Annotated in this window: 15 protein-coding genes; 9 read left to right on the top strand and 6 right to left on the bottom strand. The window is 55.1% G+C overall.

Annotated features, from left to right (window positions below; genetic code table 11):
* Window positions 1-6: 6 nt before the first annotated feature.
* The gene (locus A377_RS0102250) at window positions 7-1,044 is read right to left on the bottom strand and encodes a CobW family GTP-binding protein (protein WP_019894499.1); all 1,038 of its coding nucleotides are present in this window, start codon (window positions 1,042-1,044) and stop codon (window positions 7-9) included.
* Complete coding sequence (locus A377_RS0102245) at window positions 1,041-2,087, bottom strand: GGDEF domain-containing protein (protein ID WP_019894496.1); 1,047 nt, start codon at window positions 2,085-2,087, stop codon at window positions 1,041-1,043. Before A377_RS0102245 ends, A377_RS0102250 begins: the two co-directional genes overlap by 4 nt.
* Window positions 2,088-2,246: 159 nt before the next feature.
* Between A377_RS0102245 and A377_RS0102240 the strand changes: the two genes are divergently transcribed.
* The gene (locus A377_RS0102240; RefSeq protein WP_028485193.1) at window positions 2,247-2,816 is read left to right on the top strand and encodes a hypothetical protein; all 570 of its coding nucleotides are present in this window, start codon (window positions 2,247-2,249) and stop codon (window positions 2,814-2,816) included.
* Window positions 2,817-2,933: 117 nt separating this feature from the next.
* Here A377_RS0102240 and A377_RS0102235 read toward each other — a convergent pair whose 3' ends face one another.
* Window positions 2,934-3,137: a YgaP family membrane protein gene (locus A377_RS0102235; RefSeq protein ID WP_019894493.1), complete on the bottom strand. Its 204-nt coding sequence runs from the start codon at window positions 3,135-3,137 to the stop codon at window positions 2,934-2,936.
* A 140-nt stretch (window positions 3,138-3,277) separates the two neighbouring features.
* Between A377_RS0102235 and A377_RS0102230 the strand changes: the two genes are divergently transcribed.
* The 3 genes from A377_RS0102230 to rpsI all read left to right on the top strand — a co-directional run bounded on the left by A377_RS0102230 (window position 3,278) and on the right by rpsI (window position 4,729).
* On the top strand, window positions 3,278-3,715 hold the full coding sequence (locus A377_RS0102230) for a winged helix-turn-helix domain-containing protein (protein WP_019894492.1): 438 nt from the start codon (window positions 3,278-3,280) through the stop codon (window positions 3,713-3,715).
* A gap of 180 nt (window positions 3,716-3,895) precedes the next feature.
* Window positions 3,896-4,324, top strand: coding sequence for a 50S ribosomal protein L13 (rplM, locus tag A377_RS0102225; protein WP_019894491.1), 429 nt, complete (start codon window positions 3,896-3,898; stop codon window positions 4,322-4,324).
* A gap of 12 nt (window positions 4,325-4,336) precedes the next feature.
* Window positions 4,337-4,729 carry a 30S ribosomal protein S9 gene (gene rpsI / locus A377_RS0102220; protein ID WP_019894490.1) on the top strand — a complete coding sequence of 131 codons (393 nt, stop codon included), beginning with the start codon at window positions 4,337-4,339 and terminating at the stop codon, window positions 4,727-4,729.
* 142 nt (window positions 4,730-4,871) lie between these two features.
* Here rpsI and A377_RS0102215 read toward each other — a convergent pair whose 3' ends face one another.
* Window positions 4,872-5,258 carry a zinc ribbon-containing protein gene (locus A377_RS0102215; RefSeq protein WP_157760692.1) on the bottom strand — a complete coding sequence of 129 codons (387 nt, stop codon included), beginning with the start codon at window positions 5,256-5,258 and terminating at the stop codon, window positions 4,872-4,874.
* Between the two features lie 235 nt (window positions 5,259-5,493).
* Here A377_RS0102215 and leuS point away from each other — a divergent pair, with 235 nt between their 5' ends.
* Window positions 5,494-8,133, top strand: coding sequence for a leucine--tRNA ligase (leuS, locus tag A377_RS0102210; protein WP_019894488.1), 2,640 nt, complete (start codon window positions 5,494-5,496; stop codon window positions 8,131-8,133).
* Between the two features lie 2 nt (window positions 8,134-8,135).
* Complete coding sequence (folM, locus tag A377_RS0102205; protein WP_019894487.1) at window positions 8,136-8,897, top strand: dihydromonapterin reductase; 762 nt, start codon at window positions 8,136-8,138, stop codon at window positions 8,895-8,897.
* A 37-nt stretch (window positions 8,898-8,934) separates the two neighbouring features.
* Here the strand turns inward: folM and hemH are convergent, their stop codons facing one another.
* Complete coding sequence (gene hemH, locus A377_RS11640; RefSeq protein ID WP_019894484.1) at window positions 8,935-10,107, bottom strand: ferrochelatase; 1,173 nt, start codon at window positions 10,105-10,107, stop codon at window positions 8,935-8,937.
* Window positions 10,108-10,322: 215 nt separating this feature from the next.
* Here hemH and A377_RS0102195 point away from each other — a divergent pair, with 215 nt between their 5' ends.
* Window positions 10,323-11,309 (top strand): YbgA family protein, encoded by a 987-nt coding sequence (locus tag A377_RS0102195; protein WP_019894483.1) that lies wholly within the window; start codon window positions 10,323-10,325, stop codon window positions 11,307-11,309.
* A 209-nt stretch (window positions 11,310-11,518) separates the two neighbouring features.
* Window positions 11,519-11,731 (top strand): cold-shock protein, encoded by a 213-nt coding sequence (locus tag A377_RS0102190; protein ID WP_019894482.1) that lies wholly within the window; start codon window positions 11,519-11,521, stop codon window positions 11,729-11,731.
* 115 nt (window positions 11,732-11,846) lie between these two features.
* On the opposite strand, the gene A377_RS0102185 is transcribed toward A377_RS0102190, so the two are convergent.
* Window positions 11,847-12,260, bottom strand: coding sequence for a DUF4870 family protein (locus A377_RS0102185; RefSeq protein WP_019894481.1), 414 nt, complete (start codon window positions 12,258-12,260; stop codon window positions 11,847-11,849).
* Between the two features lie 414 nt (window positions 12,261-12,674).
* Between A377_RS0102185 and A377_RS0102180 the strand changes: the two genes are divergently transcribed.
* Window positions 12,675-14,087: a form I ribulose bisphosphate carboxylase large subunit gene (locus tag A377_RS0102180; protein ID WP_019894480.1), complete on the top strand. Its 1,413-nt coding sequence runs from the start codon at window positions 12,675-12,677 to the stop codon at window positions 14,085-14,087.
* The last annotated feature ends 3 nt before the right edge of the window (window positions 14,088-14,090 follow it).

Below are 14,090 nucleotides of genomic sequence, written 5' to 3'. Positions count from 1 at the left end.
CGTGGATCAGGAAGCGGTTATGGCTGCCTGCAGAGATCGCTCCAGTTGGGTGACTAACCCCGCATCCGCATTGGTCAGCAGCAATTCCAGACGCGAGTCTTTGCGGTAGGCAATCAGCTCTCGTGTGACTTCGCCCTGTGCCAGTTGAAACAGCATCCGCGAGCTGGCACCGACGCCAAACACCCCTTTGGCCCGTTTGACTTGTCCGTTGGTCGCCAGTTGTTCAAACAGGGTTCGCAACGCCTGCCAGTCGAACGCCACGTCCGGTTCAAAGACCCAGCCAATCGCGACGGTGTCGCCCTGATGCTTGCCCTGACGCTCTACCAGGCCTGGCAGATTCTGCACGGGTGGCAAGTCGGCCGCAGTGGGCGCGTGGAAGTGCGTTTTGACCAGGCCTGGTGAAAAGGGTTCCGTCTCGCCCTGAGCAAAGCTGAACCCGGGCGAGGTAAAATGCGCACGCCGGATGGCTTCCAGCGGCAGGCGTCCCTGTGTGGTTTCAACCACCACTTCCTTGGGCGGAAAGCAGGCCTGGCAAAGGTTTTGCAGCGCGTCAATCCGAGCCGGTTCCGCCAGATCCGTTTTATTCAATACCATCACATCGGCCATGTTCAGCAAACTCTGATAAATGGTCATGCGCTCTATGTCGGCGATTTCGGTGTGGGCGCTGTCCAGCACCGTGACCACCGCCTGAATATCGATCCGGTCTTTGAAATCGGCAAAGCGAATCAGATCCACCAGATTGTCCGGTTCGCCCAGGCCGGTGGGTTCGAGCAGAATCCGGTCGGGCTTGTGTTTGGCGATTTGTTTTTTCAAGGTGGCTTCGACTTCGCCCTTGGCGGTGCAGCAGATGCAGCCGCCGGGAATCTGGGCGACGCGGGTGTGGTTTTGACTTTGCAGAATCGCGCCATCAATGCCCACCGCGCCGAATTCGTTGACCACCAGCAGCCAGTGTTCGTGTTCGGGTTTTTGTGACAGCAGATGCCGAATCAAGGTGGTTTTGCCCGAGCCGAGCGGGCCGCAAATCAGATTGAAGGCCGTGGTCACAGGTCGGTTTCCCCTCTGACACGATTGCGCCCGCTGTTCTTGGCCAGGTACAGGCTCTGGTCCGCGCGCTCAAACAGGTCTTCGAACTGTTCATTGAGCTGGAACATCGCCACCCCGATGGAAATGGTCAGGCGGATGGGGTGGTGATTCTTTCGCATTTGCAAGGAACGGGCGGCCACCTGTTTGCGGATGCTGTCGGCCACACTCAAAGCACTGCTGTAGAGGGTGTCGGGCAGCATCACCACAAATTCTTCCCCGCCGATCCGGGCAATGTGGTCCTGACCTTTGGTCTGGTGGTGCAGCAGTTTGGCCAGATAGCGCAGAATGGCATCGCCCACCAAGTGGCCGTGTTCGTCATTGATTTGCTTGAAATGGTCAATGTCGAGCACCAGCAGGGCAAAGCTGCTTTCTGTGTCGATGGCGTTTTGGATCAGTCTCTGCATGGTTTCGCGAAAGCCGCGTCGGTTGGGCAGGCTGGTCAGTTCATCGGTTTTGGCCATGCTGTTGGCTTCATCCAGTTTCTTGCGCAGCGTCTTGATTTCCTGGCTGGAACTCTGGATCTGTTCATGCAGCGCTTCATTGTTGCGCTGGTAATCGTTGAGCGTGGGCAGAATCTCGGTTTTCAATTGCGCCAGAAGCGTTTCCGGCGGCGTGTCCAGTGATAGGGCATTCACCTGTTGGTTCAACTGCCGGGCCTTCTGCTGCGATTGTTGCATCCAGGTTTCAATGAACTGCATCAGGGCCTGAATGGCTTCGCTGAACTGCTTGGATTCCAGCGTGTCGCTGATCATTTCCGACCACAGATGGCGAAACAACTGGTGGGCGGTGTGCTCGTCATAGGTCTGGGTGTGCAGGGCCGTTTCAATTTCTTCGGCCATGGACGGATCCAGCTGGCCCAGCCATTCGTAAAACAGGGTGAAGTGGATCGGATCGGCATGAAATCCGGCGGCTTCCAGTTCTTCCAGAACCCGGTGGGCCAGGGTTCGGGCCTCGTCGTCCGGAATTTGGTAGCGGTTCAATGGCGGGTACTGGGAATGGCTCATGAGCTTGTCTTTTTGAGGATTCTCGCTATTTTGGCGTGTGCGGCCCTCAATTGCAATGGCGACACGCTTTCATCTTTTTGTCACACAGGCGTCACGGAGTTGTTATATCCGCTTTCTAAAATATCATTGTTTTTAAACGACCTCAGAAGGATGAACGAAATGAAGAAATTGATGATGGCCATGTTGGCGACGGGCATTTTGGCTGGCTGTGCAAACGAAGCCAAAACCCAGACGTCGGCACCGGCGAAAACCGAACAGGCGCAATCCGTGGCGAATAACGACGATTTGTACGTGGCGTTTCACGAAGGGCGTATGAATGTGTTTTACGATGCCGCACTGTACAAGGAATTCATCGAACGGGGTGAAACCGCTTACCGTCGTACCTTTATCGGAGCCGGTCCAAATGGCGAAACCGTGATGTATGGTCTGACCGGAGAAGACAAAAAGAAAACCACGCCGTCCATTGGTGAACAGATGATGTCGGGCGACCTGAAAGCAGCCGAGGATTTTTACGGCGAAGTCTATCAGGACGAAGAAAACCGCATTTATGTGTTCTCAACCTGGGACGATTTCAAAGGCTATGTGGACCTGGGCATTGACAACCTGCGTTACACCGACATCGGCGCTGGCCCGAACGGTGAAACCGTGGTCTATGTACTGAACCCCGCCAACAAAAAAGAAAAACCGGTTGCGACCATTGAAAAATTCAAGGCCTTCCACGGCATCTGAAGAAACGCAGCCAAAACGCCCTCTGGCATAATGCAAAGGGCACAAAAAAACCGCTGATCCCAGCGGTTTTTAACCGTTTAAGCCGGTGTTGACTCTGTCTTCACCGGCTTTTTGCTTTCAGGTCTCCGACGAAGGCGTTTTGGGCGTGGTCTGCATGCCCAGCAGGCTGTAAACCGGGCACCAGCGAATCAGGCCGGTGGCCAGCGGGATGATCCCGATATAGGCCCACATGCCCAGCACGTTGGTGGCCGCCGCCGCAATCAGCGCGATGCCCAGGATAATACGCAGCCAGCGATCCACTTGTCCGATGTTGTCGTTCATGAAAACGTCTCCTCATTATTTTTCAGGTCAAAACATTCGGGCTTGGTGACAGCGTCACCAAGTTTTGTTTCAACTTCGTTATAATGCAATAAACCGCTGAAATCAAATGCTTTCGATCCGTTTTTGCTTGCGAGGCGCGTGTGCCCAAATCCAGACAGACCCCGTCCACAAAATTGCCCGGTGATGCCTTTGCACCGCACCTGCGTGCGCGTTTCTGGATCACCGGAGAGAACAGCGAGGATTCCGGCGGCTATGTCGGGGTGGGCCGCATCACCTTGCTGGAGCAGATCGAGCGCACCGGCTCGATGAATCAGGCCGCCAAGGCGATGCGCATGTCCTACAAAAAAGCCTGGAAACTGGTGGATGAGATGAATGCCATGTTTGCCAAGCCGTTGGTGGAAAAAGCCCATGGCGGCAAGGACGGCGGCGGCACGCTTGTGACCGAGCAGGGGCGGCGCGTGATGGAGGCTTATCGCCGTCTGGAAGCCGAACTGGCCGGGTTCATGGCCGAAAAAAGCGCGCGTCTGCAGCAGGAAATCCACGGAACAACACCGGATTCTGAAAAAGAGATGGGTTAAGTGCTTGACTTGTTTTTATAAATCACTAAAATTCACGCTTTAAATCCTTATCCCCCTTATTGCCCGTTAAACAGTAAGTGCGTGTGACGGTTCGGAATCCCCGACCGTCACCGATTGGATTGGATCGTCAGGGCCGGACACGTTTGTGCCGGTCTTGCCAAAAAAAAACAGGACAAAGTAATGAAGACATTTGTTGCAAAACCCGCAGAAGTCAAACGCGACTGGTTTGTGGTCAATGCCGAAGGCAAAACGCTGGGACGTATGGCTGCCGAAATCGCTTACCGTCTGCGCGGTAAACACAAGCCCGAGTTCACGCCTCACGTTGATTGCGGCGACTACATTGTGGTCATCAATGCTGACAAAATTGCGGTCACAGGCCGTAAGCGTCAGGATAAAATATATCATCACGTGACCGGCTACATCGGGAACCTGAAGTCCAGTAATTTTGAGACGCTGATGCGCAACAAGCCGACACGTCCGGTTGAGTTGGCCATTAAAGGCATGATGCCTCGTGGTCCTCTGGGGCGTGCGATGATGAAGAAGTTGAAAGTTTATGCCGGTGAAGATCACCCGCATACCGCTCAGCAGCCGAAAGAACTGGAATTGTAAGGGGAAAGTAACATGGCAGTAGAACAACACTACGGAACCGGTCGCCGTAAAAACTCCGTCGCACGTGTCTTTCTTCGTGCAGGCTCCGGTAAAATCACCGTCAACGGTCGCGAGGTCAAAGACTATTTTGCCCGTGAAACCGATCTGATGGTGATCAACCAGCCGCTGGAAGCCACCGAAAGCGTGGAACAGTTTGACATCAACGTCACGGTTCAGGGCGGTGGTACCACCGGTCAGGCCGGTGCGGTGCGTCACGGTATTTCACGAGCGCTGCTGGCGTTCAACGAAGAAAACCGTTCCGCCTTGCGTGCCAGAGGTCTGTTGACCCGTGATGCGCGTGCGGTTGAACGTAAGAAAATCGGCCTGCGCAAAGCGCGTCGCCGTCCACAGTTCTCGAAGCGTTAATCCGTTTCAGCGGCGATGCCGCGAACTGTCAACCCGCTCTGGCTTCGGCCACAGCGGGTTTTTTTGTGTCTGCGGTTTTGTGTCTGAGAGTCCGACAGGCTGCTAGGCCGGTTTTTTACCAGGCCTGGTGAAAAACCAGCGGCTAATGGTCGTTGGCCGCTTTGTGAACATCGTTCATGGCCGCATTGAGGCGCAGGCGCAGAATCATGATTTCGGATGGGTCGGACAGGCTCAGCGCTTTTTCTTCCAGATAGGATTCAATCAGCGGCAGGTCCATTTCCAGAAACGCATCCACGCCTTGGTTGAACTCATCCAGATACTCGGCCAGTTGTTCAATGTCGGCTTCGACGTCTTCCTGCACCTGTTGCCATTGCTTTTGGGTCAAGGCCTGCAACTGTGAATCCTTGCGTTCAAATTCCCAGACCGCTTTTTTCAGTGCATCCCAGCTTTTGAACTCGGCTTTCCACAGGCTGTCTTTGGCCTGTTCCAGCAGGTGGCGGTAGGCCGCCAGCATTTTGTTATCGCTCATAATGCGCATCCTTTTTGTTGAGTCCTTTGCACGAGATCAGGGACGGGATAAAAATAAGAAAAAATGTTGCTGATCAAGGCGGAAAATGCAGGCCATGGCATGGCCATGGGCCAATTTTCCAACGCAGAGCAGCGAAATTTTAGCCATTTTTCACCGTGTTTGATCTCGTGCAAAGGACTCTTTGTTATAATTCCGGGAACTTTTTACCAATCATACCAAAAAAAGATTACCGATTATGACAACGCGTTCCGACCAAGACCAGCCGCAAACCTACGACCCCAAAGCCATCGAAACCGCCGTTCAGTCTCTGTGGGCCGACAATCAGGTGTTTGAGGCCCGTGAGGATCCGGCGCGTGAAAAGTTTTACTGTCTGTCCATGTTTCCCTATCCCAGCGGCAAGCTGCACATGGGCCATGTGCGCAACTACACGCTCGGCGATGTGGTGGCACGCTATCAGCGGTTGCAGGGCAAAAACGTGCTGCAGCCAATGGGTTGGGACGCGTTTGGTCTGCCCGCAGAAAACGCGGCCATGGATCATCAGGTCGCACCGGCAAAATGGACCTATCAGAACATCGACACCATGCGCGATCAGTTGAGATCGCTGGGGTTGGGCTATGACTGGTCGCGCGAAGTCGCCACCTGTCACCCGGAATACTACCGCTGGGAGCAGTGGCTGTTTACCCGTCTGATGGCCAAGGGGCTGGTGTATCGCAAACTGTCGACGGTGAACTGGGACCCGGTGGACCAGACCGTGCTGGCCAACGAACAGGTGATCGATGGCAAGGGCTGGCGCTCCGGTGCGCCGATTGAGCGCAAAGAAATCGCTCAGTGGTTTTTGCGCATCACCGATTACGCCGAAGAATTGCTCAAAGACCTGGATCAGCTCGATGGTTGGCCGGAGCAGGTCAAAACCATGCAGAAAAACTGGATTGGCAAATCCACCGGTCTGCAGATTGAGTTTCCGGTGGCCAGCGGCCTGGATGCGTCGCAAGGCAATCTGAAAGTCTATACCACGCGCCCGGACACCCTGATGGGGGTGACGTATCTAGCGGTGGCCGCGGATCACCCCTGGGCGCGCAAAGCCTCTGTGCAGAACGAGCCGCTGGAGCGATTCATCGAAGAATGCTCGCATGTGTCCACGGCCGAAGCGGACATGGAAAAAATGGAAAAGCGGGGTATGGATACGGGGATTCGCGTGCGTCATCCGATCACGGATGAGGTGTTGCCGGTGTATGCAGCCAACTTTGTGCTGATGAGCTATGGCACCGGGGCGGTGATGTCGGTGCCGGCGCACGATCAGCGCGACTACGAATTCGCCAGAAAATACGACCTGCCGATCAAGGCGGTGATCGCACCCAAAGGCGAAGACGCGCCCGACATTTCCGAGCAGGCGTATACCGACAAAGGCATGCTGGTGAATTCGGGACCGTTTGATGGCCTCAAATCCAAGCAGGCGCTGCATGAAATGGCCAAGGTGCTGGGCGAAAAAGGGTTGGGCGAAAAACAGACCAATTACCGTCTGCGCGACTGGGGCATTTCGCGTCAGCGTTACTGGGGTTGCCCGATTCCAGTGATTTACTGCCCGGCCTGTGGCGCTTTGCCGGTGCCGGAAAGCGATTTGCCGGTGCGCCTGCCGGAAGATGTGGTGCCCGATGGGTCCGGTTCGCCGCTGGCGAAAATGGACGCGTTCAAAAACTGTGACTGTCCGCAATGCGGCGGTCCGGCCAAACGCGAAACCGACACCTTTGATACCTTTTTCGAGTCGTCCTGGTATCACGCCCGCTACACTTCCAAGGACAATGATCAGGCGATGCTGGATGCGCGTGCCGACCACTGGCTGCCAGTGGATCAATACATTGGCGGGATCGAACACGCGATTCTGCACCTGCTTTATGCGCGCTTTTTCCACAAGCTGATGCGCGACGAAGGGCTGGTGTCGTCGGACGAACCCTTCAAAAACCTGCTGACCCAGGGCATGGTACTGGCGGGCAGTTGGTATCGACAGGACGACAACGGCAAACAGGTCTGGTTTTCGCCACTGGATGTGGAGCCGGTCACCGATGACAAGGGCGCGATCGTCAAGGGCAAGTTGAAAGCCGACGGTTCCGCAGTGCAGTATGGCGGTGTGATCAAAATGTCCAAGTCCAAAAACAATGGCATGGACCCGCAGGTATTGATGGAAAGCTACGGTGCCGACACCTTGCGATTGTATATGATGTTTGCCGCGCCGCCGGAACAGACGCTGGAATGGTCGGATTCGTCGGTGGAAGGCGCGCATCGTTTTATCAGTCGTCTGTGGCGTCTGGCCAATGCGCATGCTCAGGCAGGATTGGTTGCGCCCTGTGCCAGTCAGGATGGTTTGGACAAAGCCCAGAAGGCCCTGCGCCTGAAGCTGCACACCACGATTCAGAAAGTCAGCGACGACATGGGGCGGCGTCTGCATTTCAATACCGCCATCGCAGCGATGATGGAGCTGGTCAATGATCTGGCACGTTTTGAAGACGACTCCGCCCCGAGTCGTGCTCTGATGCAGGAAGCGATGGAAGCGCTGGTGGTGATGCTGTCTCCGGTGATGCCGCATGCCTGTCAGGCACTTTGGGAAACCCTGGGTCATGCGCCGTCGGGCGGTTTGCTGCTGGATGCCGTCTGGCCGCAGGTGGACCAATCGGCGCTGGTCAAAGACGAAATCGAATTGATGGTGCAGGTCAACGGCAAGCTGCGCGGCCAGATCGAGGTGGACAAAGACACCGATCAGGCCAGCATCATTGCGGCGGCCAAAGCAGAAGAGCGGGTGATCAAACACTTGGAGGGCAAGGAGCTGGTCAAGGAAATCTACGTGCCCGGCCGACTGGTCAATCTGGTGGTGAAAGGCTGAGCGTGACCCGACTCAAAGACGCCATTCTCATTACCGGCGCGGGCCAGCGCATCGGACTGGACCTGGGGTTGCGTTTTTTGCAGGCCGGGCATCCGGTGGTGTTTACCTACCGCAGCCACAAGCCGGGCGTGGATCGACTTCTCCAGGCCGGGGCCATCGGCTATCAGGTGGATTTTGCCGATGCCGATGCGGTCACGGCCATGATCGAGTGGTTGCACACACGGGTGCAGAGTCTGCGCGCGCTGATCCACAATGCCTCGCTCTGGAAAAAAGAGTCAAACCTGTCTGGCGTGGCCGATCTGGACGCGCTTTGGGCCGTACACGTACGTGCCCCTTACCAAATCAACCAGGCCTGCTTTCCCTTGCTGCAACAAAGCACGGAACGTGCTGATGTGATGGCGATCAGCGATGCCAAGGCCAGCCGGGGCCACCCGGATTACACCGCTTACTTGGCCTCCAAGGCCGGGCTGGAATCGATGATGCGCTCTCTGGCGCGTGCCTGGGCGCCCGAGGTCAAATGCAATACGCTGGCACCCGGTCTGGTGATTTTCAATGAGGCGGACAGCGAAGCCTTGAAGCAGGCGCGTTTGCAGGAAAATGCGGTGCCCGAAGCGATTGGACTGGATCAAATCTGGCGCAGTGTGTGTTATCTGATGCAAAGCCCGGTGGTGACCGGCACCCGACTGGAAGTCGGGCAATTGCAGCAGGAATGTTTTGCGTCGGGTGACGACTCAGAAGAAGGGGAACCCGGTCAAACAGGCTGAATTCTGACCGGTTCCGGAAGGGACTCAGCCCGGGTTTTTACCCCAAATGTTTTTTGCCTTGAGGGTAGATGATCTCTTCGCCAAACTGATCCAGCAGGCTTTGTTCCACTTCCTGCGCGCGTTGTGCCTGAATGGCCCGTTCTTTTTTCGCCGCTTCGGCATCAAAACCGTCCCGTTCCGGCCAGCCCTGAGTGTGCTGCAAAACCAGTTCTGAGAGCATGTCAGTATGATCGTCGCGGAAGTTGAGGGCGGGAATGTAGCTGTACTGTTCGCCACCGGCTTCCTCGAAATACTCCCGGTTTTCCTGATCGATCTCTTCAATGGTTTCCAGACAGTCGGCCGAAAAGCCGGGGCAGATCACCTGCACGTGCTTGATTCCTTTGGTCGGCAGACTTTTCAGCGTCGCATCGGTGTAGGGTTTGATCCATTCTTCTTTCCCGAACAGTGACTGGAAACTGACCAGATAATCGTCTTCGCCCAGTCCCAGCTCCTCGGCCACCAGTCGCGAGGTGGCCCGACATTCGCAGGCATACGGGTCGCCATTGTTGTAATAACGCTGCGGAATGCCGTGGTAGGACATCACCAGCAGGTCGGGTTGGCCATGTTCGGCCTGGTGTTCGCGGATGCTGTTGGCCAGCGCTTTGATGTAGCCCGGATGCTTGTGGTAGCTTTTGATAAAGCGGAACTCGGGCACCCAGCGCCACTGACGCAATTCGTCGGTGACCGCATCAAAGGTGGAGGCGGTGGTGGCTCCGGCGTATTGCGGGTACATGGGCAGGACCACCAGTTTCTGCACATGGCGCTCCTGCAGGGACTTCAGCGCATCGGGAATCGATGGGTTGCCATAGCGCATCCCCAAAGCGAATTCCACGCGTCCCTGGAAGTGCTGAGAGACTTTTTCTTTGACCGCTTCCAGCTGTTTGTTGCCGATGTCCAGAAGCGGAGAGCCGTCGCCGTAATGGCCCCAGACTTCCTGATAGGCTTCGGCCGACTTGGCCGGACGCGTGTTCAGAATGATCCCGTTCAAAATCAGTTTCCACAGCCAGCGGGCCGGTGGCGGTTCGACCACACGCGGGTCTTCCAGAAATTCCTTGAGATAGGGCTTGAGCGCTTCTTTGGTGGGCGCATCGGGCGTGCCCAGATTGGTCAGCAGCACGCCGACCGCCGGCTCGGTGCCATGCTGGTAAGCGGTAAAGTTTTTGTAATGCATGAGACTGTCTCTTTGTTGTTCGGGAAAGGAATTTGGCTTACCCGGCATTGTAACGGAATTCGATGTACAATTGTTATACAACCTGTTAGCTTGATCTCTGATCTGATGCCAGCTTGCTGTGGTCTCTGCGTCGGTTTCGGTCGGGGCGACGGGACTGCCACGGTGGTAGAAGCAGAAACATCACCTAATAACCAGGCCTGGTAAAAAGGAGCGTTATGACGAGCCAACCTCAATTTCCACGTGTGCACATTGCCGTGTCGGATTGTCTGCGCGGCACCGAATGCCGCTACAACGGCGGTCATGCTCAGGACGATTTTCTCAATCACGATCTGGCCCCTTACGCCCGCTTTTATCCGTTCTGCCCCGAAGCGCCGGTACTGGGCACGCCGCGGGAAACCATCCGCATTGTCAATTTTGATGGCGATTTGCGTGTGCGCGGCACCCGCACCGAGCAGGATGTGACCGAAGGGATCGAAGATTACAATCGCAAAATGATTCCCAAGCTGCTCAGTCAGGGCATGGACGGCGCGGTGGTCAAGTCGCGTTCGCCCACCTGCGGCATGGAGCGGATCAAGTTTTATCGGCCCACGGGCGAGTGGTTCGGGTCCCAGGACAAAATGGGTCAGGGCTTGTTTACCGCGCGGTTGCAGAAAGAAGCGCCCTGGCTGGCGATCGAGGAAGAGGGCCGTCTGAAAGACGCCTGGCTGCGGGAAAATTTTGTGATGCACGTGTTTACTCAGGCCCGCTGGCGTGAATTTCTGCAAAACCAGCCGGACGTCAAGGCGTTTGAGACCTTTCACCGTCAGCACAAATTTCTGCTGCAATCCAAATCCGAGGCGATTTTCCGGCAAATGGGGCCGGTGGTGGCCGCAGCCGGCAAGGGCGACCTGAAAGCGTCACTGCACACCTACGAAGGCTTGCTGCATCAGGCCCTGGGCGAGCACAGCAAGCGCGGGGCGGTGATCAATGTGCTCGATCACCTTTTCGGCTTTTTCAAAAACGAGCTGATGGCAGAAGAAAAAAACCATTACCAGGAAACCCGTGAGGAATTCCGTCAGGGCATTGTGCCCATGATTGCGGTGATCAAGGTATTGCAACAGTTTTTGCGCCATTATGGTTCGGATTATCTGGCGGAACAGGTGTTTTTGAACCCTTATCCGGCGGAATTGGCCCTGCGCTCCAAAGTGGAAGCGTATCGTTGAGAGTGCCTTATGCCGTCTTCTGACGTCCTTTGGGAGAGCGGAAAACGACGCTAACTGCTTGTGTTGTCATAAAAAATTCAAAAGATAGTCTGTACAAATCAAAAAAATGGGTATAATGAAGACACTTGAATTTTGAAAGGCAGGAAGTCTTGTGGGCTTTGAGCCGGTCAGAATCCAAGGGTATTTATTTAGTAGTATAAGGAAAAAGCATGTCTGATTTAACGCAAGGTACCGTAAAATGGTTTAACGATGAGAAAGGCTTCGGTTTCATCGAGCAGGAAGGCGGCAAAGACGTCTTTGTACATTTCTCAGCGATCAACGGTACTGGCGGCCGTAAAACCCTTCTGGAAGGGCAAACGGTCACGATGGAAGTGACACAAGGTCAAAAAGGCCCACAAGCAGAGAACGTGTCAGTTGTTTAAACACTGATTCGCGAAAGCGAAACACCTAATGCATTGAACCCGCTATCGGTTATCCGTTAGCGGGTTTTTTTTGGTCTGCTTTCAGTCGGTTCACGCACTTGGTTAGCCTACTCGCTTAGCGTACTTCGGCCAGACTGAAAAAACCGCCCTCAATCTGCTGTCCTTTGTCCAGCGCGGTCAGTCCCTTGACACAGCGGATGATCAACCACACCAGCCACCACAGAAACACCAGCCATCCAAGCATTATCACCGGCATCAGGACCGTGCCAATAATCAGATACGCCAGCCCAAACCAGAAGGTATGGATCTGAAAGCGGTAATGCGACGTCAACCACGCCGGATTGTCGGCCTCGCCTTTTTTGACATACGCCATCACCAGACCGATGAACGCGGTAATGCCGGTAAACAGCCCCGCAAAATAAAGAATATAAACCACCTTGGCCAGAGTCGTATCCGGCGGGGTCAGCCGTGTCTGGGTTTCCGTTCCGGTCTCCGCTTGGGTTTGCATTTTTGTTTCCGTTTCGTTCATGGCGTCGATCCTCTTTGATTGGACTGGGTCGGTTGTTCTGGTTTGCGCGATGGGTTGATGGAACGTTTCCTCTCCGCAATTTTACGATTCTATCAGGCTGCGCTCGCAAAGGGAATGACAAATGACCAGGCCTGGTAAAAACCGGATGACGGAAAATGACAAGGAAAGCAAGAACAAATCTGGCCGTGTTTTCAGTTTATTTTGATAAAAAAGCGGCCATTTTCCAGAAAAAAACCATCGTGACCGGAAAGCGAAATCCCGCGTGGGGACAGGGATGTCTGATGCGTTGCGGGCAAACCATAGGGTCGGCTCTATCTTTTTAATCGGGACTTTCAATTAGTCACGATGAATGGCTTTTCCTATGATTGAGGCCGTAATTCAACACGACCCTTTTAACCATAAAGGAGCAACATTATGGCAAATCAAACCTTTGATGCGGGTGTAAAAGACTATCAACTCACTTACTGGGTGCCGGATTATGTGCCTTTGGACACAGATCTTCTGGCCTGTTTTAAAGTGGTTCCACAAGAGGGCGTTCCACGCGAAGAAGCGGCTGCGGCCGTGGCGGCGGAATCTTCAACCGGTACCTGGACCACGGTCTGGACCGATCTGTTGACCGACATGGAATATTATAAAGGGCGCGCCTATCGAATTGAAGACGTTCCGGGTGACAAAGAAGCATTTTATGCCTTCATCGCCTATCCGCTTGACCTGTTTGAAGAAGGGTCGGTGGTCAATGTTCTGACCTCTCTGGTCGGGAACGTGTTCGGTTTCAAGGCGGTTCGTTCATTGCGTCTGGAAGACTTGCGCTTTCCGGTGGCTTACATCAAAACCTGCATGGGGCCGCCAAGCGGGATTCAGGTTGAGCGTGACAAGCTGAACAAATACGGTCGTCCGATGCTGGGCGCGACCATCAAGCCAAAACTGGGTCTGTCTGCGAAAAACTATGGCCGTGCGGTCTATGAGTGTTTGCGTGGCGGTCTGGATTTGACCAAGGACGATGAAAACGTCAACTCTCAGCCATTCATGCGCTGGCAGAACCGTTTTGAGTTTGTGGCCGAAGCGGTACACAAAGCCACGGACGAAACCGGTGAGCGTAAAGGGCATTACCTGAACGTGACCGCGCCGGATTCCGAGCAGATGCTTGAACGCGCCGAGTTCGCCAAAGAGCTGGGCATGCCGATCATCATGCACGACTTCCTGACCGCTGGTTTCACAGCCAATACCTCATTGGCGAAATGGTGTCGCAAAAACGGCGTTCTGCTGCACATTCACCGTGCCATGCACGCGGTCATCGACCGTAACCCACGTCACGGTATTCACTTCCGTGTGCTGGCGAAGTGTCTGCGTCTGTCCGGTGGTGACCACCTGCATACCGGTACCGTTGTCGGTAAGTTGGAAGGCGATCGCGCCTCCACCCTTGGTTTTGTGGATCAGTTGCGTGAAGCGTTTGTTCCAGAAGACCGTTCGCGCGGTGTGTTCTTCGATCAGGACTGGGGCTCCATGCCTGGTGTGTTCGCGGTCGCGTCCGGTGGTATCCACGTATGGCACATGCCGGCACTGGTCAACATTTTCGGTGACGATTCCGTTCTGCAGTTCGGCGGTGGTACTCAGGGTCACCCGGGTGGTAACGCAGCGGGTGCGGCCGCGAACCGTGTGGCGCTGGAAGCGTGTGTCAAGGCACGTAACGAAGGGCGTGATCTGGAACGTGAAGGTGGCGATATCCTGCGTGATGCGGCCCGACACAGCAAGGAACTGGCTGTGGCGCTGGAAACCTGGAAAGAGATCAAGTTTGAATTCGACACCGTTGACAAGTTGGATGCCTAATCC

This window comes from Hydrogenovibrio halophilus DSM 15072 (assembly GCF_000384235.1).
Classification (GTDB): Bacteria; Pseudomonadota; Gammaproteobacteria; order Thiomicrospirales; family Thiomicrospiraceae; genus Hydrogenovibrio; species Hydrogenovibrio halophilus.
This window is presented reverse-complemented; position numbering and strand designations above follow the sequence as displayed.